The organism is Aeribacillus sp. FSL K6-1121 (assembly GCF_038003725.1).
Lineage (GTDB): Bacteria > Bacillota > Bacilli > Bacillales > Aeribacillaceae > Aeribacillus > Aeribacillus composti.
The window spans coordinates 1,704,946-1,730,964 of sequence record NZ_JBBOPS010000001.1 but is presented as its reverse complement, the minus strand read 5'-3'; the positions used below and the strand labels follow the sequence as shown (position 1 = coordinate 1,730,964).

At 39.5% G+C, this 26,019-nt stretch carries 19 protein-coding genes; 11 read left to right on the top strand and 8 right to left on the bottom strand.

Annotated features, from left to right (window positions below; all coding sequences use genetic code 11):
- The first annotated feature begins 192 nt into the window (after positions 1 to 192).
- Both NSQ61_RS08460 and NSQ61_RS08455 read left to right on the top strand, forming a co-directional pair.
- A complete protein-coding gene (locus NSQ61_RS08460; RefSeq protein ID WP_340806729.1) occupies positions 193 to 978 on the top strand; it encodes an SDR family oxidoreductase in 786 nt (261 codons plus the stop codon).
- A gap of 96 nt (positions 979 to 1,074) precedes the next feature.
- Positions 1,075 to 1,944: an NAD(P)-dependent oxidoreductase gene (locus NSQ61_RS08455; RefSeq protein WP_063389334.1), complete on the top strand. Its 870-nt coding sequence runs from the start codon at positions 1,075 to 1,077 to the stop codon at positions 1,942 to 1,944.
- Positions 1,945 to 2,079: 135 nt separating this feature from the next.
- On the opposite strand, the gene NSQ61_RS08450 is transcribed toward NSQ61_RS08455, so the two are convergent.
- Positions 2,080 to 2,865 carry a CAP domain-containing protein gene (locus NSQ61_RS08450; RefSeq protein WP_066247968.1) on the bottom strand — a complete coding sequence of 262 codons (786 nt, stop codon included), beginning with the start codon at positions 2,863 to 2,865 and terminating at the stop codon, positions 2,080 to 2,082.
- A gap of 345 nt (positions 2,866 to 3,210) precedes the next feature.
- Between NSQ61_RS08450 and NSQ61_RS08445 the strand changes: the two genes are divergently transcribed.
- From NSQ61_RS08445 to ltrA, 4 genes are all read left to right on the top strand, one after another.
- Positions 3,211 to 5,286 carry a peptidoglycan D,D-transpeptidase FtsI family protein gene (locus NSQ61_RS08445; RefSeq protein WP_066247970.1) on the top strand — a complete coding sequence of 692 codons (2,076 nt, stop codon included), beginning with the start codon at positions 3,211 to 3,213 and terminating at the stop codon, positions 5,284 to 5,286.
- A 272-nt stretch (positions 5,287 to 5,558) separates the two neighbouring features.
- On the top strand, positions 5,559 to 6,935 hold the full coding sequence (locus NSQ61_RS08440; RefSeq protein ID WP_340806573.1) for an ISLre2 family transposase: 1,377 nt from the start codon (positions 5,559 to 5,561) through the stop codon (positions 6,933 to 6,935).
- A 644-nt stretch (positions 6,936 to 7,579) separates the two neighbouring features.
- Entirely contained in the window at positions 7,580 to 9,406 is a 1,827-nt protein-coding gene (locus NSQ61_RS08435; protein ID WP_340806727.1) for a PAS domain S-box protein, read from the top strand.
- 822 nt (positions 9,407 to 10,228) lie between these two features.
- Positions 10,229 to 11,488: a group II intron reverse transcriptase/maturase gene (gene ltrA, locus NSQ61_RS08430; protein WP_340808025.1), complete on the top strand. Its 1,260-nt coding sequence runs from the start codon at positions 10,229 to 10,231 to the stop codon at positions 11,486 to 11,488.
- A gap of 51 nt (positions 11,489 to 11,539) precedes the next feature.
- On the opposite strand, the gene NSQ61_RS08425 is transcribed toward ltrA, so the two are convergent.
- From NSQ61_RS08425 to NSQ61_RS08415, 3 genes are all read right to left on the bottom strand, one after another.
- Positions 11,540 to 13,219 carry an IS1182 family transposase gene (locus tag NSQ61_RS08425; RefSeq protein ID WP_340806725.1) on the bottom strand — a complete coding sequence of 560 codons (1,680 nt, stop codon included), beginning with the start codon at positions 13,217 to 13,219 and terminating at the stop codon, positions 11,540 to 11,542.
- 222 nt (positions 13,220 to 13,441) lie between these two features.
- Positions 13,442 to 14,662 (bottom strand): IS110 family transposase, encoded by a 1,221-nt coding sequence (locus NSQ61_RS08420; RefSeq protein ID WP_063388609.1) that lies wholly within the window; start codon positions 14,660 to 14,662, stop codon positions 13,442 to 13,444.
- 248 nt (positions 14,663 to 14,910) lie between these two features.
- Entirely contained in the window at positions 14,911 to 16,065 is a 1,155-nt protein-coding gene (locus NSQ61_RS08415) for an aminotransferase A (RefSeq protein WP_144598127.1), read from the bottom strand.
- Between the two features lie 109 nt (positions 16,066 to 16,174).
- On the opposite strand from NSQ61_RS08415, the gene corA reads away from it, so the two are divergent.
- Together corA and NSQ61_RS08405 are read left to right on the top strand one after the other, a co-directional pair.
- Positions 16,175 to 17,143: a magnesium/cobalt transporter CorA gene (corA, locus tag NSQ61_RS08410; protein WP_186439280.1), complete on the top strand. Its 969-nt coding sequence runs from the start codon at positions 16,175 to 16,177 to the stop codon at positions 17,141 to 17,143.
- A 351-nt stretch (positions 17,144 to 17,494) separates the two neighbouring features.
- On the top strand, positions 17,495 to 18,049 hold the full coding sequence (locus tag NSQ61_RS08405) for a TIGR00725 family protein (protein WP_066247977.1): 555 nt from the start codon (positions 17,495 to 17,497) through the stop codon (positions 18,047 to 18,049).
- A gap of 114 nt (positions 18,050 to 18,163) precedes the next feature.
- Here NSQ61_RS08405 and NSQ61_RS08400 read toward each other — a convergent pair whose 3' ends face one another.
- Positions 18,164 to 18,535 carry a hypothetical protein gene (locus NSQ61_RS08400; protein ID WP_063389454.1) on the bottom strand — a complete coding sequence of 124 codons (372 nt, stop codon included), beginning with the start codon at positions 18,533 to 18,535 and terminating at the stop codon, positions 18,164 to 18,166.
- A gap of 342 nt (positions 18,536 to 18,877) precedes the next feature.
- Here NSQ61_RS08400 and NSQ61_RS08395 point away from each other — a divergent pair, with 342 nt between their 5' ends.
- Positions 18,878 to 19,819: a chemotaxis protein gene (locus NSQ61_RS08395; protein ID WP_063389327.1), complete on the top strand. Its 942-nt coding sequence runs from the start codon at positions 18,878 to 18,880 to the stop codon at positions 19,817 to 19,819.
- A 14-nt stretch (positions 19,820 to 19,833) separates the two neighbouring features.
- Here NSQ61_RS08395 and NSQ61_RS08390 read toward each other — a convergent pair whose 3' ends face one another.
- Positions 19,834 to 20,310, bottom strand: coding sequence for a YkyB family protein (locus NSQ61_RS08390; protein ID WP_117016841.1), 477 nt, complete (start codon positions 20,308 to 20,310; stop codon positions 19,834 to 19,836).
- Between the two features lie 140 nt (positions 20,311 to 20,450).
- On the opposite strand from NSQ61_RS08390, the gene NSQ61_RS08385 reads away from it, so the two are divergent.
- Entirely contained in the window at positions 20,451 to 20,765 is a 315-nt protein-coding gene (locus NSQ61_RS08385) for an ArsR/SmtB family transcription factor (protein WP_063389325.1), read from the top strand.
- 486 nt (positions 20,766 to 21,251) lie between these two features.
- On the opposite strand, the gene NSQ61_RS08380 is transcribed toward NSQ61_RS08385, so the two are convergent.
- Positions 21,252 to 22,523, bottom strand: coding sequence for an MFS transporter (locus NSQ61_RS08380; protein ID WP_117016840.1), 1,272 nt, complete (start codon positions 22,521 to 22,523; stop codon positions 21,252 to 21,254).
- Positions 22,524 to 22,651: 128 nt separating this feature from the next.
- Positions 22,652 to 23,509 carry a metallophosphoesterase gene (locus tag NSQ61_RS08375; protein WP_066247982.1) on the bottom strand — a complete coding sequence of 286 codons (858 nt, stop codon included), beginning with the start codon at positions 23,507 to 23,509 and terminating at the stop codon, positions 22,652 to 22,654.
- A gap of 1,247 nt (positions 23,510 to 24,756) precedes the next feature.
- Between NSQ61_RS08375 and NSQ61_RS08370 the strand changes: the two genes are divergently transcribed.
- Positions 24,757 to 25,974, top strand: coding sequence for an EAL domain-containing protein (locus NSQ61_RS08370; protein WP_094245556.1), 1,218 nt, complete (start codon positions 24,757 to 24,759; stop codon positions 25,972 to 25,974).
- Positions 25,975 to 26,019 lie beyond the last annotated feature (45 nt).

Genomic DNA, 26,019 nt, shown 5'->3' with positions numbered 1-26,019 from the left:
TGAATTTTGGACATACTACTGCGTGAAAGAAGACAAGCTTAAACGCACCTTCGCAAGCCGCCTTTGACAGTGTTGAGCAAACAAAAGAAGCTCTATGCCGTTTAAAAATTCAGAATGGGAGTAAAACGAAAGTTCCCACATTTTGATAAGATCATGATAAGATGAAAGAAAAGGTGAAAGGATGGAATGTCAATGGATTTCGGTTTCAAAGGTAAAACAGCACTTGTTTTGGCATCAAGTCAAGGATTAGGTAAAGCGATTGCAACAAGGCTTGTGGAAGAAGGAGCCGACGTGATGATCACAAGCCGAAATGAAGAAAAGCTAATAGACGTGGCAAATCAATTAAATGCGCTTGGAAAAGGAAAAGCAGCCTTTATTAAAACAGACATTACTTCAAAAGAGGAAATTAGCAGGCTAGTTAATCAGACAATAAAAGAGTTTGGCAAAATTGATTTACTCGTGAACAACGCTGGCGGTCCCCCTGCAGGAGGATTTGAGCAAATGACTGATGAAGATTGGCAAAATGCTTTTGAATTAAACTTGCTCAGCTATATCCGTACCATTCGCGAGGTTCTTCCGCATATGAAACAAAGAGGAGGGAAAATCGTAAATATTGCTTCTTCTTCCGTGAAGGAGCCGATCCCGGGTTTAATTTTATCCAACACGTTTCGCTTAGGAATTGTGGGGCTGACGAAAACGTTAGCAACAGAATTTGCAAAGTACAATATTTTAATTAACACGGCATCACCCGGCAGAATTGCAACAGAACGGATTGATCAATTGGAAGAATGGAATGCAGCGAAGCTCGGTATTCCTAAAGAAGAGATCAAGAACAAATATTTGGAAGCGATTCCTCTCAACCGCTACGGAGAACCGAATGAATTTGCGAACTATGTGCTGTTTCTTCTGTCTGACTTGAATACATATATGACTGGACAAACCTTTTTGATTGACGGCGGTTTAGTAAAGTCCATTTAATCGGGTGTGCACTGAAAGCTGAAAATGCAAGCGTTTCATAGCAGAACAGTTTCATTACTAAGCCGTATACACTGAAATGGGGAAAGGGTGAACAATATGTCAAAAAAAACAATCGGTTTTATTGGGCTTGGAGTAATGGGAAAAAGCATGGCACGTCATTTGCTTGAAGCGGGTTATCCGCTTACGGTTTATACCCGGACGAAAGAAAAGGCCGAAGATTTGATCAATCAAGGTGCTGTTTGGAAAGAATCGATCAAAGATCTCGCAAAAGATGCGAATGTTATTATCACGATGGTTGGTTTCCCGAAAGATGTTGAAGAAGTTTATTTTAGTGAAAATGGAATTTTAGCCAATGCCTATCCAGGAGCTATATGTATTGACATGACAACGACAAAACCATCGCTTGCCGAAAAAATATACGAAAAATCAAAGGAAAAAGGCATTTCCTTTTTAGATGCACCTGTTTCAGGAGGAGATGTCGGCGCAAAAAATGGAACGCTATCGATTATGGTCGGAGGAGATCAAGAGACGTTCGATGAATGTTTTGAAATTTTTGAGAAAATGGGAAAAAATATTGTTTATCAAGGAAAAGCCGGTGCGGGGCAGCATACAAAAATGTGCAACCAAATTGCGATTGCTGCCGGCATCATTAGTGTTTGTGAATCGCTTGCCTACGCTGTTCGGGCGGGGCTGGATCCAGATAAGGTGTTGAAAAGCATTTCCTCCGGAGCTGCTGGAAGCTGGTCTTTGTCGAACTATGCGCCGAGAATGCTTTCGAATCAATTTGAGCCTGGATTTTATGTCAAGCACTTTATAAAAGATATGGACATTGCTTTAGAGGAAGCAAGAAGAATGGAATTAGACGTACCAGGGCTTGAGCTTGCGAGAAGCTTGTATGAAAAACTGGCTGAAATGGGAGAAGAAAATAGCGGAATACATGCATTATATAAGCTGTGGAAAAAATAAAAACGCACATCATTCTTTTAAGTCACACAATTTTAGTCAGCTTCTTCTTTTTCTCAGCAATTAATTTTCAAAAAAAGTGTGGGGCATATCCCCCACACTTTTTGAACAGTTGAAATGAGTGAACTGTCCGATCTATTATTTTCCAATAAACATTTGTGTCCAGTAATTTCCATTTTCTACGTAACCAACGCCGATATGAGTAAAGTTAGGATTTAAAATGTTTTGTCTGTGGCCAGAGCTGTTCATCCAAGCATTAACAACTTCTTCAGGAGTACGCTGCCCCATTGCAATATTTTCCCCTGCTGTTCTGAAGGAAATGCCGAACTTTTTCATCATGTCAAACGGAGATCCGTAAGTCGGGCTTGTGTGGGAAAAATATTTGTTTCTTTGCATATCTAACGATTTTTCACGAGCTACCTTGCTTAAAGCTTCATCTAAAACAAGAGGCTTTAAACCTTGTTTTTGCCGCTCGGCATTTGTTAGTTCAACTACTTTTTTCTCAAATGCATTTACGGATGAAGCGGTTTGTGATTGTTTTGGTGTTTGGTTGTTGGTTGCTTTGTCATTGGCAGATGGTGCTGGCTGAGTTGTTTTTTGAGTAGTTTGGGCTGGTTTTTTCACAGCTTGCTTGTTCGCAGGCTGGTTTGTGTTTCTTTTAATTGCTTCTTTTATAGCATTATTTGCTTCTATGCTTGGATTTTGTAAACAGTTGTTTAATAGATTTTGCAATTCTTTTGAATCAGCTGATTGAATGAGCTGTTTCAATTGATCTTCGTTTATATGATAAGGTCCGAAAGTTTGTACGTAGCTTTTGATTTGAACTGGTTGGTTTTGAATTTCAGCTGCATTGGCATTTGTGCCGGCGCCTGCAGTGAAAATGGCGGCAGCTGCTGCAATAGAAGCAATAATAGATTTCTTCATGCGTTTTCTACCTCCTTGAAATTTGTTCATGTAATTTACGAAACTATCATAACATGCGTTTTTTGTCATATTTTTGTCTATTCCTTCCATTGACAAATAATAGATTTTAAGTTTATAAACATTATCATGTAATTGTTGAAATTATAGGGTTCCAACCGAGGGAATATATGATATACTTCCTTCAAGAAGTGACAAAATTAAGCAAAATGTCTATAAATTGATAAGAATTAGGGGTTGACAATCTGTATAGAAAACAAAACTTTGTAATGTATGTTACAATATATTTACAAGTTCATGAGTCGACTGAAACATGATTTATATTAGAAAAGAAAGGAAGATTCCTTCGTGAAAAAAGAAGCGGAAACAACTCCTTCTGAGACAAAACGGCAAAGGAAAGCGAGAATTTTTCGTATCAATTTTTTCTTTTTTATCGTTTTTCTTTTATTTGCCGCACTTGTCGTCCGCCTTGGCATCGTTCAAATTGTTCAGGGTGAAGAATATGCGAAAGAAGTCAGCCGGACAGAAGTGAATGTTGCGCAATATCCTGCACCAAGAGGAAAAATGTTTGACCGAAACGGGAGAATCGTTGTAGACAACAAAAATGTTCCTGCTGTGACCTATACGGTGGAGAAGACGACCAAAACGAAAGACAAGCTGGAAACAGCAAAAAAATTAGCACAGCTGATTGATCTCGACACATCTTTTCTAAGAGAAAGAGATTTGCGGGATTATTGGATAGCCAAAAATCCAAAAAAGGCAGAAAACTTATTGACGGAAAAAGAGAAAAAATTAGAACCTAAGGAAACATATCCACTTCAGGTTGAACGGGTTCCGGAAGAAGAAATTAAAAAAATCGAGAAGGATCCAAAAGAATTGGAGCTTGCCGCTCTATATACGAAATTTTCATCCGGATATGCGTATGAGCCGCAGATTGTCGCAACGAACTTAAGCCAAGAAGAAGTTTCAAGGGTTGCGGAACAGCTGGAAAATCTTCCGGGTGTCGATGTCATCACAGATTGGGAAAGGGTGTACCCTTATGATGACGTATTTAAAACGATTTTAGGGAAAATCTCATCTCCAAAAGAAGGGATACCAGAAGACAATAAATCATTTTTTGTAGCTCGAGGCTATGCCCGAAATGAACGAGTTGGAAAAAGCTATTTGGAGCAGCAATATGAGGATTATCTAAACCCAAGAAAAGCAAAAGTTCAATATATATCTGATAAAGATGGAAATACGATTTCCCAAAAGGAAATTGATGACGGCAGAAGAGGATTCGATTTAAAACTTTCCATCGATATCGAACTGCAAAAAAGAATTGAAAAAATTGTTGATCAGCAGATCAAAGCAGCAAGAGGACGTGGAAATTATTTAGTTGACCGCGCTTTCGTTGTCATGATGGATCCGTATAAAGGAGACGTTTTGGCGATGGTCGGACGAATGTACGATTCAGGAGAGATGTTGAACTTTGATTACGGTGCATTTGGGACGCAATATGAAATGGGTTCTACCGTTAAAGGTGCGACAGTTTTAGCAGGATATCAATTTGGTCTTAGACACGGAACCGTCTTTTATGACGCACCAATTCGTTTAAAAGGGACTCCGGAAAAATCTTCTTATCAAAATATGGGGGCTGTATCTGACCTAACAGCGTTGCAAAGAAGTTCAAACGTTTATATGTTCCATATCGCTATGAAAATTGCTGGTATACAATATTATCCGGGAAGAAGTTTTCCAGCTAAAGACGAAGATTTTCAAAAGATGCGGAATTACTATGCCCAATTTGGTTTAGGGGTTCCGACAGGGATTGATCTCCCGCAGGAGTCCGCAGGGCAGCAATCTGATCCTGGAACTGACAGAGGGAAATTGCTTGACCTTGCCATTGGTCAGTTTGATACGTACACACCGCTGCAAATGGCCCAATATGTTTCAACGATTGCAAATGGCGGGTACCGTGTCAAGCCGCGGCTTGTAACAGAAATTCTTGAACCGACTGACGATGGGCTCGGACCGATTGCTCAAGAAATGCCGGTAAAAGTGTTAAACCGAATAAACAATACGGAAGAGGATATTCAACGCGTCCAACAAGGCTTTTATCTAGTGACGAATACTCGACGCGGAACAGCTTACGCTCAGTTACATGGATTAAATGTTGCGGGCAAAACCGGAACAGCGGAAACGACTTATTATGGTACGAAGCGCCAATACTGGGGGACAGACGTTTATAATTTAACATTTATCGGCTATTATCCTGCCAAAGATCCGCAGGTTGCTTTCAGTGTTGTCGTCCCTTGGACAAAAAGAACCGGAAGCGAAGATGTGAATAAACGTATAGCGAGAGATATTGTAAAAGCATACATCGATTTACAGAAAGAATACGCCGGAAATTCCAATGCAAAATCAAATGATGACGAGCAATAAAAAAATAAATTATATAGAAGGGCCGTTGCTTTTTAACGAGCGATGGCTTTTCTATTAGTTATCGAAAACCATTCATATAGTGTGAGTAAAATGTTTGTGGGAGAAATTCTTAGAATTCCCCGATGAGGGGGTTGGGAACGTAGGTTCGCAATCCCCCTCATCGGGGCCACCAAGCAAAGCGCGGTAGGATCCCAAGCAGGAAACATGAAAAAAGGACTCTCTCCCTGGTAAGATGTTCATTGACCACACCACAAACAGGAGGAGAGAGTCCCATGAATATTCAACAACATCTTACCACAAATTCGTTGACATGGAAAGAGATCGAACTTGATTTGTTTCGAGCCCTGCAAAACGCCTTCGCTGAGCTGTTTACGGCTCTGTTGGAGGACATCGACCGACAATTGGCGGAAACCCGGGACAAGCGCCGGTACCACTTGAAAGACAAACGACGCACCACGATTCAAACCTTGTTTGGCGAAGTTACCTTTGAGCGAAACTACTATTTAGACCGAGAACAAAACCGTTACACGTTTTTGCTTGATTCCTTTTTAGCGTTTGATGGATCGCAGTCAATCAGCCCTTGTCTAGAAGAAACGGCGGTGGGATTGGCTGTGGAGTGCTCTTCCTATCGCAAAGCGGCTTGTACGCTTGCCCAGATGGTCGGGTATCCGGTGATGAGCCATGAGGCGATCCGCCAGTTGGTGCTCGAGGCTGAAGTTCCGCTGCACTGCCCGGTTGACCAGCGATATGGACGGGTGCTGTTTGTGGAGGCCGATGGACTGTTTGTCTCTCGCCAAGGGAAGGGAAAACGGGCCAAGGAAGACAAAATCCTGACCGTTCACGAAGGGTGGAAGCGCAACGGCTCACGGATCGAATTCGTGAATCAGCGCCATTACGTCCATGAGGGCAAGGGGGAGGTGTGGGAAGGCTTCGAGGAATTTTTGATGAACGAATATGCCTATGATCCGTGTCGGGATCTTCTTGTCATCAACGGGGACGGCGCTCCATGGATTACCGCGTGCCGGGAGTATTTCAAGGGACGGGTCTGCTTCCAATTGGATCGATTCCACGTGGCGCGTGAGTTGCGCCAATGCCTCTCGGGCCATCCACGGTGGCAGGCGATTCGGCAAAAGCTGGCGAAGCAGGATGAAGAGAAGCTGCTTGTGGAACTGAACAGCGCCCTCGGCACGCTGGGGGACGAAGCGAAAGAACAACAGCTGGCTGCCTTGATCCACCGGATCGAATCGATGCCGGGATGCATCCGTGATTACCGGGAATGGCTGAAGGAGCAAGGAGTGGACACAACGGGCATGTATCCGATGGGGAGGGCTGAAAGCGTGATGAGCCAGCTGGCGTATCGGGTGAAATACCGCCGCAGTTGGACAGACAAGGGACTCGGGGCGTTTTTCAAGGCAATGATTGCCCGGATGGATGGGATTCGTCTTTTCGGACGTCGTTTAGGAGAAGAATCGTCGCAGCCGGCAGAGGAAACGGCGTCGACGGCATCCACCAAACAGACGATCGTGAACAAGGCGAAACAACGCGTCCGCCGTCTTTGGCCGGAGATCACGCGGAATAACGTGCCATATTTACAGCAATCGTCCGGGACACCGATCTATCATGCCCTGTCTGAATTCAAGGGATGGTAAAAAAAGGTGTACATATTCGTCCGTCATGGCAAGGGATGAGAGTCCGAAAGCGCTTACGGATGAAATTCAAAAAAATGGTTCGCTAACCTATGACTTACATCTATTTTCAGCGAACCAAAAAAATTCCCACAAAGTCTTGACTGACTCATTCATATAAATTGAATGATGTCGCATTCGCATAAAGATTTTTCGATAAATTGTTCGAAATTCGCACACGCCGCAAAAACCGCAAACTTTTGTCCTATCTGCATATCTCCGAATGGTGTGAAACCAGAAGGGAGCGCAAAAACCGTACATGGCCGCAAAGTCGGTAAAGCTCATACCACCTCTTGCATACCTCCGGTGCGTTGTTAAATCCAAAGAAAGCGCAAAGTCCGCAAAGTAACCGAAAAATCCGCATAAGACAAAAAAAACTAGCCCTTTTTTGGCCAGTATTTTTTAAAATGTTGATACATACATATTTTTTATAGGGAAGGAAATGCAGTGGAAAAAGTCGAAAAAACATTTTAAATAGTAAGATTGACACATTTTTAGATGTTTAATTTGTAAAACTATATTAAAATTTTAGGTGGACAAAAAGTAGCAGGTCAATGAACAAGATAGATTTTTTCTTTCTGGAAAGGGTAGTAATAGGGGGGCCAGGGATGAGTCAACAAATACAAAAGGGTGTGCACAATCAAACAGAAATCATTTATTCGGTTATTTCTAATGAAGGCTATTTTGAATACATCTCCTCAAATTGTTTGAAAGTGCTCGGATATAAACAAAAAGAACTAATCGGTTCAAATCTTTCAGAATACTTGCATGTAGAAGATATAAATATATTTGAAAGCTTTTTATATCATGGAGATGTTATCTTTCCTTGTTCCTTCCGTTTTTTGCAGAAAAATGGATCCTATATTTGGATGAAAACGTCAGTTGATGTTATATACAATCATTTGAACAAGGATCAAAGAGAATTTGTCTTAAAGTTTGCTGTCACTTCGGCGGATGACAAGATAGATGAAGTTCCCAAAGAAGTAAATCCGATACGTGCTGACGGTGCTCTTGATTTTGTGCACGAGCTTCCGTGCCCGCTCATAATTTCAAAAAAAGGGAAAGTTCAATATGCTAATACGGCTGCTGTTAAGCTGCTTGTGGCGACTAGCAGTGAAGATATTGTTGGAAAAATGGTTTTCCAATTTATTGACAAAATGTTTCACGAATCTGTCCATGAAACGATTGAAAATCTTCACAAAGGAATTGATAGCGGAATTTTAGAACAAATTTGGACATCTTTGGACGGGAACAAGATCTATGTTGAGTTGAAGAGCGTGCTTATATCATATAAAGGCGAACAAGCAGAACTGCTTGTCATTACCGATATTTCATCCAAAAAAATATATCAAAGCATTTTGCAGCAAAGCAGGGAAAAGTATCAATGGCTGATTCAAAATTCCATCGATACAATCGCAGTGATTCATAATGATAAATGGGTTTTTATGAATGAGTCGGGGATCAAGCTTTTCGGTGCGCAAGATTATCCGGACGTATTGGGCAAAAGCATCTATCATTTTTTACACCCGGAATATCATCAGCATGTCAAAGATCAATTAGATGACATAACGAACGGAAGAACGGAAACAATCGTGACCAAGCAAAGCTGGTATACATATTCGAAAAAAATTGTCCATACCGAAATGGTTTGCATTCCGACAACATATTTTGGCGAACCGGCGGTACAAATCATTTTACGAGATTTGTCTGAACATAAACAAGCGGAGGAATTAATGATTCGCTCTGAAAAGCTTTCTGTTGCAGGGCAGCTGGCGGCAGGTATCGCCCACGAAATACGCAATCCGTTAACAGCAATAAAAGGTTTTTTACAGCTGATGCATGGTGAAATCGAAAAAGATAATCAATATTTTGAAATTATTTTTTCAGAGCTGAATCGAATTGAATTGATTTTGAGTGAATTGCTGATGCTTGCGAAACCGCAAGAAACGGTTTTTGAAAAAGCAAATGTCAAAACGATTTTACGCGAAGTTGTTACACTGCTGGAAACGGAAGCAATATTAAGAAATATTGTGATTGAGAAAAAATTTTCTGATGAGATTCAAGAAGTTGTTTGCGATAAAAACCAATTGAAGCAAGTTTTTATCAATCTCATTAAGAATGCAATTGAAGCAATGCCAAATGGAGGAACAGTGACAATTTCTACTAAATCCGAAAAATTTTCCATTGTGATTGAAATTAAAGATGAAGGAGAGGGGATACCGAAAGAGCTGCTAGAAAGATTAGGGGAGCCTTTTTTAACGACAAAAGAAAAAGGAACAGGTCTAGGATTAATGATCACATATAAAATTGTTGAAAATCATAAAGGCACGATCGATGTGTCGAGCAGCGAAAAAGGCACCGTTTTCACAATTAAGTTGCCAAAACAAAGGGGCTGTCCAGAAAGTCAAATCCCCATTGAAAACAAAAAATCATAAACACCGATATATCAACGTTTCTAAAACATTAATGGGGGCGCCAATAAGCCGTAAAAACGACTTATTAGACACCCCCTTCCTTACCTCTAGTCAAGTATTTTTTATTAAATAATTTGGTTAATATAGATTTTATTTTGGAAGGGGCTGTCCGATAAGTCCCTAAAATGAAGCAAGTGGAGAAAAACAATTCGTTTCTCTCCACTTGCTTTTATATTTTTTCGATTTTTATCTGAAAGTAGCTGGCGGATGCCGGCTACTTTCAGTATGTGTGCGCCCGGCATGGGTGTAATCTATAGGGTGAAAGTCCCGAGCTGCGAAGGCAGAAGTAGCAGTTAGCTTAACGCAAGGGTGTCCGTGGTGACGCGGAATCTGAAGGAAGCGAGCGGCAAACTTTAAGGTCTCTCGGAACACGAACTTCATATGAGGCTAGGTATCACTGGGTGAGTTTGCACAACAAAACAAAGCCCTTTCTGCCGAAGGTGATACAAAGTAAATGAAGCAGATGGATGGAAGGAAAGATTACACTCTTACCCGGGGAGGTCTGGCTGGCACGCCAAGTAACCTTGGTAACCTATCTAGTGATAGATAGCTGAACAGTCAGAAGTCAGCAGAAGTCATAGTACTCTTTCAAGCTCGAGATGGAAGAGGAAGGACTGAACAATTAAGGAGAACGAATCGCTAGGCGTTCATCTTCTGTGTGGAAGCAGACAATCCGATAGGACTTACTTGAAGGAGGAAGTGGTGAATCCCACGGGGGACTTCAAGAGGGTGGAGCAGAAGATGGCACAAATAGAAGAATTCGTTCACGTGGAGAGGATATCAATGTTGATGGAAATGATTTTGTCACGGGAAAATCTCCTGGCGGCACTGAAACGAGTCGAACAGAATAAAGGAGGTCACGGAGTAGATGGCATGTCCGTAAAAGACCTACGAAGACACCTCTACGAAAATTGGGACTCCATTCGACAGTCGTTGAGAGAAGGAACCTACAAGCCCTTACCCGTCCGTCGAGTCGAAATCCCGAAACCGAACGGTGGAGTAAGGCTTCTAGGGATCCCTACCGTGACGGATCGTTTCATCCAACAAGCGATTGCCCAAGTGTTGACGAAAATCTTTGATCCGACCTTCTCGAACCATAGCTATGGTTTCCGCCCAGGTAGAAGGGGACATGATGCGGTTAGGGAAGCAAAGGGTTATATCAAAGAAGGATATCGTTGGGTAGTCGATATAGACCTAGAGAAATTCTTTGACAAGGTGAATCACGACAAACTGATGGGGATCTTGGCGAAAACGATCAAAGATCGAATTCTACTGAAGGTAATTCGCCGGTATCTTCAATCAGGCGTGATGATCAATGGAGTGGTAATGGAAACGGACATGGGAACGCCTCAAGGCGGCCCGCTTAGTCCACTTTTATCAAACGTCATGCTTCATGAATTGGATAAGGAGCTTGAGAAACGTGGACATAAGTTTGTTCGGTATGCGGATGACTGTAACATCTATGTGAAAACAAAGAAAGCAGGAATTCGTGTCATGAACTCCATTACGAACTTTATAGAGAAGGAGTTAAAGCTCAAGGTAAATAGAGAGAAATCGGCGGTAGACCGTCCTTGGAAACGGAAGTTTCTCGGTTTCAGCTTCACACTCAATAAGACTCCAAAGGTACGGATTGCGAACGAAAGTGTGAAACGTTTGAAGAACAAGATCCGTGAAATTACATCAAGATCGAAACCGTATCCAATGGAGAAAAGGATTGAGAAACTGAACAAGTATTTAATGGGATGGTGCGGATATTTTGCCTTGGCAGAAACACCAAGTAAGTTCAAAGAATTTGATGAATGGATTAGACGAAGGCTTCGGATGTGTTTGTGGAAAGAATGGAAAACCCCGAAAACAAGAATTCGGAAACTCAGAGGATTAGGGGTTCCAAGCCATAAAGCATTCGAATGGGGCAATACACGCAAGAAATATTGGCGGATTGCCTGCAGTCCCATTCTACACAAAACCCTCGACAACTCCTATTGGAAGCGTCGAGGGTTAAGAAGTCTATTCGAAAGATATCAAGCACTACGTCATACTTAATTGAACCGCCGTATACCGAACGGTACGTACGGTGGTGTGAGAGGTCGGGGGTTAGTCACCCCCTCCTACTCGATTGTGGGCTAATGCCACAATCCCAAACTCAACATGTACCTTGTCGAGGCCCCGCAAAGAAAATCTGCGGAACGACCGATTGCCCTTGATGTGACCGAACACACTTTCTGCCTCGACTTTGCGTCGAGCGTAGATGGCGGCTTTCTCTTCACATTCAAGGGCTGTTTTGGCCTTTGCTTTCATTTCTTCGAAGATGGGATTCCAGTGAACTTGACGATTTCCCTTCGCTTTTGTGCATTTCGCTTTCAATGGGCAATCGGTACAATCTTCACATTCGTATATTTTGAAGCTTTGTTCATAGCCAGATGGATTCTTTTTGTTTTGGTATTTTTTAAACGTTACTCTCCTTCCATTCGGGCAAATAAAACAATCATCCTCTTCACAATAGGTCCAGTTTTTGGCATTTTTAATGTCTTTTTTGTATGTACGTGTTTGTTCTTTTACATAGCTCCCATAAGGAATTAGAAACTCAAAACGGGGCTCTTTCTCATCACCAACTGCATATACATAGTTTTCTTCACTACCATAGCCTGCATCCGCAATGACCGTTTTGGGCATCGGTAATGAACTGGAGGCTAGCTTCTCCATATGTGGGATAAAGCAACGTGTATCGGTCGGTCGTTGATGAATGGTATAAAACAAGATAAACTGATTCTCTGTCCCCATTTGCACGTTGTATCCGGGCTTGAGCTGACCGTTTTTCATATGGTCTTCTTTCATGCGCATGAAGGTTGCGTCTTTGTCTGTTTTCGAGTAGCTGTTACGGTCACCGAACATTTCCTTTTGTTCCTTGTATCTTGCCATTCGGGGCAGGAAATCTTCACGAATTTGTTTCACCGATTTCTTTAATTGACTGCGTTTTTTTCGCTTCTCTTTCCGAATGGATGTATCGGTCTCCTTTTCGATTTCTTCCGTTAGCGTTTCAACTTTTTCTTCTATTTCTTTTGCGATTTCCTCCATGTTTTGTTCGGTGATCTCTGTATGTTGATCGCTTTCCTTTTGCCCTGTTCCGGCTTCTAATTGGGTTAATTCATGAATGTGCTTTAGTGTTTCTTGGATTTTTTCTTTTAATTTCTCTTCGAATTTCAAAGTGGATTTTTTCCACACAAAAGAATACTTATTGGCATTGGCTTCGATCTTAGTGCCATCCAAAAAGTAGTTTTCCATCGTGATGTAATGTTCTTTTATCAATTTGAGAATCATGACTTCAAAGAGCTCATCCATGAAAGCTTTCATCCGTTCCCCTCGGAACTCATTAATGGTGCGAAAATCTGGTTGTTGCATCGCTGAAAGCCACATGGCAGGAATATTTTCTTTAACGAGTTTTTCGATTCCTCGGCAGGAATAAACCTTTTGAGAATAAGCATACAGAATGATTTTCAGCATCATTTTGGGATGATAGGAACTTCTGCCGCCGCCTTTATAATGAGAAAACAATTGTTTATCTGGTATCGCCTCCACCATTTCGTCCACGACACGTGCCACGTGATGTTCGGGTATAAGAGATTCAATATCATAAATCATTTGAACTTGACGGTTGTCATATGGTTTGAAAGTAGGGGCTAAATTTCTTTTGGCAGGAGTTTTTTCTTCTTTTCCATCTAGAGGAAGTGTCATTTGTGTGTTATAATTTTCACGAGTAATCATTTGATTGCTCATAAAAAATCGTCCTTTCTGTAATGTTGTGTGGTAACTTCATTTTACTAGAAAGGACGATTTTTTTGTGCATTTTTTTTAAAAAGTGAAAAAATGAGGGGCTCCAAAAAGTCAGTTACCCTGACTTTTTGGACAGCCCCTTCCAAAATAAATTTTCGCATGACAAATAGACCTCACGATTTCCATTTTTTTCGTCAGGTCTTTGTGATATAATCTTACTTACGATTACTGATGCATTGTTGCCTTTTCGTAATCGTATTTCAGATTATGTGTGATAAGGTGATAAGCCGATTTCAAGAACTTATTCACGCATGCTATGGACGCAACTTTATGAGGTTTCCTCTGGGGTTGCGTTTTTAATTTATCATAATAATCTACAATATGATTTTGTGTGTTTTTCCGTAGTTGGATCATGGTCTGGATCATGTAAAATAGAATCTTTCTAAGTTTGTTATTTCCTCTTTTATTAATCTTGTCTTTATAAAAGGTATTCCCAGATTGATATCTCATAATATCAATACCGACGTAAGCATTCAGTTGTTTATGGTTTTTGAATCGTCGAATATCTCCTAATTCTCCAATTAAACGAACTGCAGTCGTTTCTCCGATTCCTGGAAATGAAATTAAAATCTGATACTCTTGTTTATCTTTCGATAATTTAACCATCTTTTGGACAAGTTGATCTCTTTTCTCCTTCAAGTCTGCAATCCGTTTGGCATAATCCCGCACTTGTTCACAGCGAATATCATCTTTTGAAATTGCTGGATACGCTTCTTTTGCTGCTTCGATTAAAGCGATCCCTTTTTCTTCAGCACGTGCCAATGATAAGTTTTTTCTTGTGTTGGCTTTTAAACGATTACGAATCACTGTTTTTGAACAAACTAACACATGATCCGGATGAGGGTATAATTGAACGACATTCAAAAATAAAGCAGAACGTTTACTGAATAGCTTTTCTAACTCGGGAAAACTCAATTGTAGAATCGCATGTAAACGACTATATAAATGCGTCATTTCACTACTTAATTCATCATAATATCTCGTCATTGCACGCATTTGTTTATAATATTCCCCTTCTTGATAAGTTTGTTCACGTTCAACTCTAAAGTGAGTTTTCGCAAGTTCATGAGCGTCGCTTTTATCTGTTTTTTGTCTCCTCATTGAAGCCATTTGAATATTCGCTTCGAGTGGGTTAACTCGATAATACATATAACCTTGATCACCTAAGAATCGTTCTAGTGGTTTTGAATATACGCCTGTTGCTTCAAAGACAATATCAGGTGCCTGTGCATCTTTTTGTGTTAAAGATATAAGGGTTTCGTTTAATTTCTCGAAAGAGTAGCGGTTATGGGTTATTTCACCCTCATATTCGCATTGACGATAACGGTCATAAATGACCATTGTACTTTTCCCCATACTGACATCAAATGCCACTACGTGTTTCATATTTTCTGCCTCTCCTTTTTAGCCAAACATAGAAGTTCTTCACATTGCCTTATTGATTCCATTTTCTTATACACGGTCTCTTCGGACCCAACATACTAAACTGATTCAAATAAGGATGTGAAGTTGGTCTGTTTTTAATACGGACTCTATTTGGTCCCAGGGGATGTTCGACCTTCCTTCACTTCTACTATAAAAAAATAGTAGCACAAACCTTGGCCTAGGTCTGTACTACTAATGTTAGTATGTTTCTATTTTCTTTTCAGTTGCACAAAATGCTCAAGCCTGTCCAAAGCTTTTTCCAGCTCTTTTGTCGAGTAAGCGTAAGAGATGCGGATAAACCCTTCTCCAAATTTGGAAAAAGCGCTCCCCGGGACGACCGCAACACCAGCCTTCTCAACCAGCTCCAAAGCAAAATCAAAAGAGCTTTGTCCAAATGATTGAATCGAAGGAAATAAATAAAAGGCTCCGCTTGGTTTAACAACCTCAAATCCCATTTCAACGAGACGACCGTATACGTACTCCAATCGTTTTTCATATTCTTTTTTCATTATTTGACCATCATGAAACCCTTCCGTTAAAGCGTTGTAAGCAGCTTTTTGAGAGATCGACGAAGCGCATGAAACATTATATTGATGCACTTTTAACATATGTTTTGTGATATCTTTCGGCGCAAAAAGAAATCCGATCCGCCATCCAGTCATGCTATGCGATTTGGAAAGTCCATTGACGACGATCGTCTGCTCCCGCAAAAAAGAAGCGATCGAGGTATGAGGTGCATCATACGTTAATTCACTGTAAATTTCATCCGCTAAAATAAAAATATCCTTCCCGCGAACGGCATCGGCAATCTCTATCAGCTCCTCTGCAGTGAATGTAACGCCTGTCGGATTGGACGGGTAAGGCAAAATTATGCATCGGGTTTTTTCTGTTATATTTTGTTTAATCAAATCCGCAGTTAATTTAAATTTGTTTTTTGTCGTATCAACATAAACGGGTATTGCTCCGCACAATTGAATAATTGGCTCATACCCCGGATAAACAGGACCTGGCAGCATTACCTCCGTCCCGGGCTCCAAAATCGTTCGAAGCGCTATATCAATCGCCTGGCTGGCCCCGATTGTAACAATCACTTCCGAACCAGGATCATAGGAGAGATGATATTTTTTATGTACAAATTGGCATGCTGCTTCTCTTACATCGATCAATCCAGCATTATGCGTATACGTTGTATAGTTGTCATCAATTGCCTGTTTTGCCGCTTCTTTTATATGTGAAGGCGTTGGGAAGTCAGGCTGGCCAATCGTTAGCGAAACGACATCGTCATAGTTGGAAACGATGTTAAAAAAAGCTCGAATGCCGGAAATCGCAATGTTTTTTACATTTTGGTTAATCAAATGTTCCATACAAATCACCTGCTTTAATAAGTGTCGTCTTATATTTTATCATGTTTGTCCCAAGCTTTTATTGGTAAACTAAATTTATGTCCAAAAAAATTTAGAAAGTGTGATGTCTATGATACGAACATTAGTCATTACAACTGATTTGGAAGCTAAATATGATGTGGCATTAAAAGAGATTCGAAAAAAGGAAGTTCTTTGGTACTGGGTCGATTTTTACAAGGCGACGGAAAATGAAATTAGATTGCTAGGGAAATTTTTTCATTTTCATCCTTTGTCCATTGAGGATTGTGTCGAAAATGTTGAACGGCCGAAAATAGATTTTTATGACTCTTATATGTTTGTTGTGTTGCACGGAATTCATCAACAGACGCTGGAACCGGAAGAGCTTGACTTATTTGTAAACGAAAAAGGAATCGTCACATTTCACAAAAATGCCATTCGAGATCTAAACAACATTTGGCTGAGAATCAAAAAAGACGATTCTTTAAAAAAAGGGCCTATGAAAATCATGCATCAATTGACTGATAAGCTCGTTGATGATTTTTTTCCGCCCGTGTACCATTTGGAAGATTTATTAAATCAAATTGAGGAAAACAATAAAAACAAATCGATCAATGAGTTAATGAAAGAGCTTTTTTCCATCAGGTCTCAATTATCAAAAATAAGAAGAACAATCATTCCGATGCGGGATTTGATGTACCGGATCATCTCGTCCAACAGGCTGAACGAAATGAAGGAGGAAGATTTGTATTTTTATGATGTTTATGACCATTTACTCAAGCTTGTCGAGATGACGGAGGCAAATCGGGAGCTTGCGGCTGATATAAGGGACAGCTATTTATCTTACAACTCAAACCGGATGAATACGATTATGATGACATTGACGGTTATTTCGTCTATTTTTATGCCTCTTACGTTTATCGCAGGAATTTATGGAATGAATTTTGAATATATGCCCGAGCTGAAAATGAAGTATGGCTATTATATTGTATTAGGAGTCATGGCTCTCATCGGAACAGGAATGCTTTATATTTTTTATAAAATGGGTTGGTTCCGGTTTCATAAAGGTCCAAAATTGTAGCGGGCAAAAAATGCGGCCTGCTTCGTAAAAAATAGGATGGGTAAGTTTTTGCACATTATAAAAAAGAAACTTGAAGAGTGCAAAATTTAACAATGAAAGGCGGAAAATTGCTCTTTCAATTTATCGATAAAGCGTCTTTGAAAGACTTGACAAGCATACATAGAAGCTAAAAAAGAAAACAAAGGCGAGAGTAAGAAAAAATTCAGTATGCGCCCCCTCAAATTCTTTTGTAAGGTAAACAATCAAAAGGAACTCTTTTTATAAAAGGCTAAACAGTGACAGCAATACAAGCTGTTCACAAGCTTCGTTCTATAATATAAAACAGCAAAAAATTTGAAATGGAGGCTTATGATGGAGAGAATTGCAGTAATTGGTCAATCCGGCTTGATTCCGGAACATGTCCGCCTCCTGGCTGAAGAAATCGGTTCAGAAATTGCTAAAAGAGGAGCTGTTCTTTTGACAGGCGGCGGAAGCGGAGTGATGGAGGCAGTTTCACGAGGGGCCAAACAAGCAAACGGCCTTGTCGTAGGTATTTTGGCTGGAGACGACAAACAGGCAGCAAACGAATTTATTGATATTCCGATTAATACTGGATTAGGTTTTGATTACAGAAGCGTTTTGCTTGTTCATTCCGCAGATGCCATCATTATGATTGGAGGAGGAAATGGAACGCTTGGAGAATTGTCTGCCGCATATATGAACAAAAAACGTGTCATCATCGTTGAAAATTCAGGAGGATGGTCGAACACCGTGAAGCAAATCGCCTTTGAAGGCTGTTATTTAGATGAGCGGAGAACAGTCGAAATTCAGTTCGCTAAAACGGCTAAATCAGCTGTAGATCTTGCTTTTCAATCCATTTACAACCCTGTTGATCCCGATAAAAATACCGGTTTAATAGGTGACTAGCATGCGGATGTTTAAAAAGTCCAATCGGTTGAAAACAATATATCAACGTTTCTAAAATAGTAAAGGGGCGTCCATAAGCCAAAAACGACTTATTAGACTGCCCCGAGTGTCATCTTAAAAACATGAGAAGGAAGAGATTCTGTTTAAATCAATGCCGAAATATTCCCATCGATTTTGGCGAGGTCTCCAGCGCCACCCGGCAATGGACCTTTGTCCTACAAACACAGGGAAATACCAGAAGCTTCTGCCGTTTGTTAATCGGATAAATGTAAAACGATGTAAACATCTTCTAATGCCTCCGGGATCAACTGCAAATGTTCCGACTCCGGGTGATTCTTGAGGAATAAAACTTGGAGGCGGTCCTGAAGGCGGTCCTTGCTGCTGTCCAAAACCGTCACTCGGACTTCCGCCGATTCCAGGAGGGCCGAATGGAGGGAAACCGGGACCAGTCCCCGTAGGAGGAAACGAAGGAAATCCTCCACCCATCCCTGGAAAGCCCGGAAAAAATTCTGGCTGTTGAACTCCCGGGAGGATTTGTCGATAGAATGGATACACGTTCATGCTCCTTTCACTTTTCAGTTGTTCACCATAACATATGCAACTTCACTTTTAAGGTGTTTGACCAGCATAAAAGTTTTTTATAAAAAAAGGAAATCAAGTCGTCTTTGTCGAAATAAAATGTATCATTTACGTTTTTATGAGTAACGCTGTTCAGACTTACTTCCCATCGATTTGTAGCGAAAGAAGTATTAAATGAACAAAGAATAAAACCGATATAAAAAAGTGAAGAAGAAACGTTCGCAAATATTAGACGGAAGGAAGAAAGATATGAACGAAAAGGGAATTTTGCTTGAAAGCGGTACGAACGAGTTGGAATTTGTAGAGTTTCTCGTCGGCTCGAATAAATTCGGTATAAATGTGATGAAAGTAAAAGAAATCATTCAGCCTCTTCCTGTAACGAGCGTGCCTCACGTCCATCCATACGTTGAAGGAATTATTGAATTAAGAGGAGAAGTGCTCCCGGTAGTTAACGTACCGAAGGCGATCGGCGATCCGAATTGCGAGCCCAGCGAAAAAGATAAGCTGATAGTAACGGAATTTAACCAACAAAAAGTTGTGTTTCGCGTCCATCAAGTAACCCAAATTCATCGTGTGTCTTGGTCGCAAATTGAAAAGCCTTCTGAAATGTATCAAGGATTGGAAACTCAAATTACCGGCGTTGTCAAAATGGGAGACGAAATGATTTTAATGCTTGATTTTGAAAAAATCGTTGTTGAAATTAATCCTGAGTCCGGAATCCAGCAGGAAAAAGCGAAAAAACTGGAAAAGAGGGACAGATCTGATAAAAAAATTGTCGTTGCCGAAGATTCCCCGCTGTTGCGCAGATTGTTGAACGACACATTGACGGAGGCGGGATTTCAACAGATTGAGTTTTTTGAAAACGGCAAGGATGCACTGGACTATTTAGAGAATATTGTAAATGAAGGCGAACCGGTTAAGGAGCGTGTTGATTTAGTCATTACGGACATCGAAATGCCGCAGCTTGACGGATTGCATTTGACGAAGCGAATTAAGGAAAATCCAGAGCTGGATCATATTCCGGTTGTGATTTTTTCCTCATTGATTACGAATGATTTAAAACATAAAGGACAACAGGTAGGTGCAAATGCCCAAATTAGCAAACCTGAGGTCCATCACTTAATTGAACAAATCGATGAATTGTTATTTAAAAATGAAGAAGATGATGAATTAAAAGACGAGGCTGAATAAGCCTCTCTTTTTACTCAATCATACCGTTCGCCTAATCGTTTAAACACCGGTTTTTGATATGTATGACGATGGAACCGTTTGGGAGAAGAAAGCGGTCGATTCGCTTTATCCATACCGATATAATACTCCAATAAATTTTTTGCCTTTGACAATGATAGATTTGTTTTCGGGTTTCGGTATGAATTATTTAAGGAACCTAAGTGAGGAAGGTTTTGGAAGTCTTCTTTTGTAGGAGGCATATGAAAATAATAATTTCCTGTCGACACCAGAACATCTGACTGCTGTTTGCTTAATTTTGGATTTTTTGAATAATGCAGTCCTTTCTTTGTTGCTTTTCCTTCAGCGATCAGTTTTTGCAGCGCCTTCTTTTTTAAATAATATAAATATTTAGGATTTGGCGCTGTTTTTGCATGCCGATTGACAACATAGATGGCTCGTGCTATATTTTCCGGCGTCTCATCCCGTAGCTTATAATGACTGATATCGTCCATGATGTCTCTCCTTTTTCATTATTTTCCGTAATCTTTATTTACATTATACTTTCATGAATAGAAAATGCAACCAGTTTTTACAGTCTATTAAATATGCCTATAATAGTTATTATGAAATATTTTAGAAAGCAGGGTGGGTCATGAGCGGAAAAGAGGAATTTCTAGATATAGACGAAGAAACGCTTTTTATCGTGTCGCAAACGTTTAAAGCGTTATCGGATCCGACTAGAATTCGGATTTTACATTTACTTGCGGAAAAACAAGAATGTTCTGTGAATGAAATAGCTGCCGAGCTTGAGCTTTTGCAATCAACCGTGTCCCATCAATTGAGGTTTCTAAAAAATTTGCGTTTAGTCAAATTTAGAAGGGAAGGAACGACAGTTTACTATTCACATGATGATGAGCATGTAAAAAAAATACTAGAGCAAACCATTGACCATGCTCGGCATAATTAAAATGGGCGTCGAGTGGGCAGTTTGATCAGGGGACTAAACGGTTAAGAGATGATCTCGGTATGGAGCCGGGGTCATCTTTTATAATTTATTGGCAGCGGGGCTGATTTCATTCATTCATTTATTTATTTCACATTCTGTAAAAGATTCGAATTTCTTTCGAAGCATGATAGGGAGGGGGGGCCAGAAAGTCAAATCGCCATTGAAAACAAAAAATCATAAACACCGTAAAACATTAATGGGGCGTCAATAAGCCGTAAAAACGACTTATTAGAACCCCCTTTTTTGCTTGTTATACGTTTAGTAGAAGTTTTCTTGAGGGTAGAAGCAAAACTAATGATGAATTTTTTCAGTAGAGTTTATTATTATCACTTTCCTTCAAACGAATATCACAAAAAAACTCCCAATCAATGCGGTTGTAGGGTGAATTCTCATCCACTATGATCCACATGATTGGGAGTATAAGTCTGACTGTCAAACACATTTTTGTTATAAAACCGATTTGATTGTGTTTTTACCTAGCCGATGCTGTTTTTCGTTTAAATATTTCGGCATCAAGATCATATAAAAGAAAAAGACGAAAAGAATGATAAGAGCCATACCGTAATAAAGTAAATCGATGTTTCGAATGATGTTTGGAAACAATAGTGCAATACATAAAAGCGTAGCAGACTGCGCAAACATCATTAACGGGTCGATCCATCCGCTGACACGTCCCATTAGCTTTGGATGAACGATATTCGGAATCCAACCGCCAATTGCTACGTTCACAGGACCGATGCACATGCCGATCAAAAAAATAATCGACAAGTAAAATTCTACTTCATCCACAAAACCAAGGAGAAAAACAAAAATGCTTGTCAAAAATATCGGTGTAACAAACATTGGAAACGGTTTTATTTTTTTAGCAAAAAATGTTGAAACTGTGCTGCCGACTAAAAGACCCGCACCGAGAAAAATGGCAAATAAGGATGAATACATTTCATAAGAATTCGGTGCCAGCTCATATTTCATTGTAAATAACGGAAGAACGGCAAAACTTCCTTGAACAAAGCCGAAAATGAAAAAACCAAAAATAATGAGCGATAAAAGCCGATTATGTAAAATGTACCGAATACCTTCCAAAAAGTCGGAAACAGCGGATGATATATGTAAACCTTTCCATGACACTCGACCGTTTGGTAGCCTTGCTGATTTAGGGATTTTACACGAGCGAATGAGCAAGGCAGAAAGAACGAAGCTTATTAAATCAACTAATACGGCCCCATGAATTCCAACTGTTCGATAAGCCAATGCCCCTAATCCGACACCAAACACTAAAAAAATGCTGAAAAGTACTTGATTCAAACCTGAAGCTTGCGCATATTGATCTTTTCGCAAAATAGCTTGTACTAAACTGGATTCGGCTGGATAAAAAAATTTCGTGACAGCACTCCGCAAAAACAAGATGAAAAAAATGAGCGGAATCGAATTTGTAAATAAGGCGAAAAACAAACATGCAGTCATAATTGCACGAATCCAGTCGCAGTTCTCTGCCACCTTTTTTCGATCGAAGCGGTCTGCTACTACACCGACAATGACAAAAACAAATACAGTCGGCAAAGAATACATCAGCTCAGCAATAGTTGCGTAATAAGGTTTGCTGCTAAAATGCTCCAACAAATAAAAAGCAAACGCCATATTGCCAACTGTTGAACCCATTTGTGAAGCAAGCGCTGCAAAAAACAATTTGACAAAATTGCGGTTTTTAAAAATATCCATTGCGACTCCCCTTAACTGACACTTACAGTAGCTATTATAATTTACCTAATTCAATATGAACATCTTTTTTTCATATTTTGGTTAGAGAAATGAAAGCCAAGTACTTTTAAGCCGGTTAAAAGAGAGGATTATTTGGAATATAATGTAAACAAGGTGATTTCTGGAACTGCCAAAAAACGAAAGGGCAGTCTAGTTGTGCCCAACCCGCGATTGACATAAAGCTTCGTATGATCAACAGTATAAAAGCCCTCCGAAAAGGATTTTGCATAAGGAGGCGTGTAAAGCGGACCTATAAAAGGGATTTTTACTTGTCCTCCATGGCTGTGTCCAGATAATTGGAGATCAACATTGTAATTTTTAGCCTGAAGCACTGTATCAGGTTCATGGACTAAAAGAATAGTAAAATAGTTTTTGTCAATATTGCCCATTGTTTGATGAAAATCAGGTCTTCCAAGCATGACATCATCAAGGCCGGCGACAATCAATTTGCTTCCGTCAATCAGCTGTATCTCTTTTTTTTCATTTTGCAGTAAATGAAACTCTGCATTTTGTAATATATTGCGATAAACATCAGTGCCGTATCCGCCGTGATCATGATTTCCATAAATTGCAAATTTTCCGAAGTCGGCACGGAGGCGTTTTAAAATCGGGGCAATCTGATGCACAGCGGGATAACTGTTCGGCTCATCGATTAAATCACCAGTAAAAACAATTATATCCGGGTTTAGACGATTGATTTGATTGACGATCCGTTCCAGATTTGCAATTGTAAAGTCGTTATTTAGATGTGTGTCGCTGAATTGAACAATTTTCAAACCATCAAAACCTTTTGGTATTTTTGGATGAGAAACATTTATTTTTTTTATTTCTAGTCTTCCCGGTTCAATATATCTTGAGTAGATGTATAAACCGCTGCTCGCGAATAAACTGCACGCAGCCGTCCAGAAAAAATGCTTTAAAAATTGTCTTCTTGTCAACTTATTCATTCTTACCAACCATTTCAGTTTTTATAGCGATCGAAAAAATTATAACATAAAACTTTCAACATCTTGTTTAATGTTTTTTGACAAATCTTCACATGCACGTTTTTTCTGATTAACTATTTTGTTATCATCTATGGACAACATTAAAACAATCATTTGGAAAATATGATGAAAAAGGTTTAACTCTTCTGCAGGAGCGAGAAAGTCTTTAGGAATTGAGAAATGAATGGTGTAATTTTCATAAAACATAAAGGGCAGCTATGTAATGATTTAAATTTCTAGTAAAATTGCTATTAAGGAAGGAGGATTAAAATGGTGTCACTTTAAGGGAAAAACCTATTGTAAGAGGAAATGATGCAAGAAGATTTATTAATAACAGAAATTTGAAAGATAAGCAAAAAATAAAATAAAAAATTTGCAAAGAGAAGGTATTAGTAATGACAAATATCTTCATAAAACCTATTGAATGAAAAGATATGGAAAAAAATAATAATTAGTCAATGATTATTAATGAAATGATGATACTGATTCATTTAAAACCAATAAAAATCAACAGTCTAGTTTTGAAATTGATAAAAAGAAAAAGTAAATTCGTTTATGTTGAATAACTAATTCAAATAATTTTAGAGGACACCTCAAAATCCCCTATTCGAATCAGCAAGAGAAAAACTCCATCCTTTTGAATATATTTTCTGCTTAGACGATTTTCTCCGTGTAGAAAAAAGTCATTTTGATGAATATTTTTATCTGGACCCGTCATACTTATGGAAGCAATCACTTCATTTGCAAAGTCGTAGATCGGAGCAGCAGTGCTGAAGCCTTGATGAAACTCGTTCAAACAGATTGTAAATTGTTGAGATTAATGCCGTTAATTGTTTTTCGTTCATTCCTGTATATCTCTATCGGTATTTTAGCCAGAACACTCAAATTACTTTGTTTTCCTTCGGTCCGATGATTTTCGGCTATTTTTCATTTGCAAACGGAATGTTTCTGCTCTCTGTTCTTTTATTGCTCGGTTTTCTGCTTGTATGGTCATTGAAAAAACAAACTACTTTGTTGATTGTGGAAGCGGGCGCAAAACATAAAATCAATTGAGAGGCCAACCGTTGCATCCAGGATGGGCCTCATTCCAATTATGTAAAAATGGGAATGTAGCAAATGCGCAAAAACGGTTCTTCAACATTTTCTAATGTACCAAATAATGCTATAATCATGTATCATATGAGAGTACAAGAAGCGGGGAGATGCCCATGGACCCACTAGATGTCATAACCAATACCGAAAAAATTGTGCCTTATTATCAGGCGATTTTTAGCGCAGATGAGCAAAAGGTGATTGGCTACGAAATTTTAGGCAGAATTCATATGGAAGGGGAATACAAAAGCTTAGGCTTTTTTTTCCATGATGATTCGATCCCTGAAGAATACCGAATGGAAGTGGATGATACAGTCGTCAAAAAAGCATTGGAGGAAATGAAAGAACTGGATGATGATCTTCTCATTTTTATAAACAGGGATCCAAATCTGCTTATGATTGATCACGGCGAAAGCTTTTTAAATTTGCTGCTGGAAGAAAAAGAGAAAGGGCTTGATTTAAACCGGATTGTTCTGGAAATTACGGAACACAATTATTTAGGAGATATCGAACAGCTCCATCATTTGCTCACTTATTACCGGACTTACGGAATCAAAATTGCGATTGACAATATTGGGAAAGAATCGAGCAATTTGGACCGCATTGGGTTATTATCTCCTGATATTTTGAAAATCGATTTGCAGCCATTAAAATTAGCTTCACCCAGCCAATCGTATTTCGATGTTTTATTTTCGATTTCACTACTTGCGCGCAAAATCGGTGCGACGCTTTTATATGAAGACATCGAGGCAAACTTTCAATTGCAATATGCGTGGAAAAATGGCGGAAGATATTATCAAGGATATTATCTTCATTATCCGGAAAGAGAATTTATTGATCGATGTGTTCTAAAAGAAAGACTGCAGCAGGAATTCAACCATTTCATTCAATTTGAAAAGAAAAAGCTTGAAACACTTTATTCATATTCCGACCAGTTTCATCAGCGGGTGTCACAACTAGTGAACAAATATAAAAAAGCTGTCAGCCAATTTGACGAATTAATTACCCATTTAGCAGAAGAGCTTGGCGACATGAGCTTTCGTATTTATATTTGTGATGAAAACGGGTTTCAAAAGTCAGGAAATATTTTCCGAAAAGAAGACCGATGGATTTTTCAAAAAGAATATTATATGAAAAATTGGAGCTGGCGCCCGTACTTTTTAGAAAATATTATTCGCATGCGTGTCAACAAAAAAGGGTTTTTAAGTGATTTGTATAGTGATATCGAAACAGGGGAGACGATCCGCACGTTTTCCTATCCGCTTGATGACGATCATTATTTGTTTATCGATATTCCATATTCTTATTTATATGAACAAGACGGTCTCCTTTGAATAAACCCCCCTTTTTTCTCAAATAATAGAGAAAAAGGGGGGTTT

What these genes read in the sequence shown, in the direction of transcription:
- NSQ61_RS08450 (WP_066247968.1), bottom strand. Translation starts at nt 2,865, where the DNA reads ATGAAGAAATCTATTATTGCTTCTATTGCAGCAGCTGCCGCCATTTTC.
- NSQ61_RS08375 (WP_066247982.1), bottom strand. Translation starts at nt 23,509, where the DNA reads ATGAATAAGTTGACAAGAAGACAATTTTTAAAGCATTTTTTCTGGACG.
- NSQ61_RS08440 (WP_340806573.1), top strand. Translation starts at nt 5,559, where the DNA reads ATGAATATTCAACAACATCTTACCACAAATTCGTTGACATGGAAAGAG.
- NSQ61_RS08395 (WP_063389327.1), top strand. Translation starts at nt 18,878, where the DNA reads ATGAACGAAAAGGGAATTTTGCTTGAAAGCGGTACGAACGAGTTGGAA.
- NSQ61_RS08400 (WP_063389454.1), bottom strand. Translation starts at nt 18,535, where the DNA reads ATGGGTGGAGGATTTCCTTCGTTTCCTCCTACGGGGACTGGTCCCGGT.
- NSQ61_RS08460 (WP_340806729.1), top strand. Translation starts at nt 193, where the DNA reads ATGGATTTCGGTTTCAAAGGTAAAACAGCACTTGTTTTGGCATCAAGT.
- NSQ61_RS08370 (WP_094245556.1), top strand. Translation starts at nt 24,757, where the DNA reads ATGGACCCACTAGATGTCATAACCAATACCGAAAAAATTGTGCCTTAT.
- NSQ61_RS08420 (WP_063388609.1), bottom strand. Translation starts at nt 14,662, where the DNA reads ATGAAACACGTAGTGGCATTTGATGTCAGTATGGGGAAAAGTACAATG.
- ltrA (WP_340808025.1), top strand. Translation starts at nt 10,229, where the DNA reads ATGTTGATGGAAATGATTTTGTCACGGGAAAATCTCCTGGCGGCACTG.
- NSQ61_RS08415 (WP_144598127.1), bottom strand. Translation starts at nt 16,065, where the DNA reads ATGGAACATTTGATTAACCAAAATGTAAAAAACATTGCGATTTCCGGC.
- NSQ61_RS08390 (WP_117016841.1), bottom strand. Translation starts at nt 20,310, where the DNA reads ATGGACGATATCAGTCATTATAAGCTACGGGATGAGACGCCGGAAAAT.
- NSQ61_RS08405 (WP_066247977.1), top strand. Translation starts at nt 17,495, where the DNA reads ATGGAGAGAATTGCAGTAATTGGTCAATCCGGCTTGATTCCGGAACAT.
- NSQ61_RS08380 (WP_117016840.1), bottom strand. Translation starts at nt 22,523, where the DNA reads ATGGATATTTTTAAAAACCGCAATTTTGTCAAATTGTTTTTTGCAGCG.
- NSQ61_RS08455 (WP_063389334.1), top strand. Translation starts at nt 1,075, where the DNA reads ATGTCAAAAAAAACAATCGGTTTTATTGGGCTTGGAGTAATGGGAAAA.
- NSQ61_RS08435 (WP_340806727.1), top strand. Translation starts at nt 7,580, where the DNA reads ATGAGTCAACAAATACAAAAGGGTGTGCACAATCAAACAGAAATCATT.
- NSQ61_RS08385 (WP_063389325.1), top strand. Translation starts at nt 20,451, where the DNA reads ATGAGCGGAAAAGAGGAATTTCTAGATATAGACGAAGAAACGCTTTTT.
- NSQ61_RS08425 (WP_340806725.1), bottom strand. Translation starts at nt 13,219, where the DNA reads ATGAGCAATCAAATGATTACTCGTGAAAATTATAACACACAAATGACA.
- corA (WP_186439280.1), top strand. Translation starts at nt 16,175, where the DNA reads ATGATACGAACATTAGTCATTACAACTGATTTGGAAGCTAAATATGAT.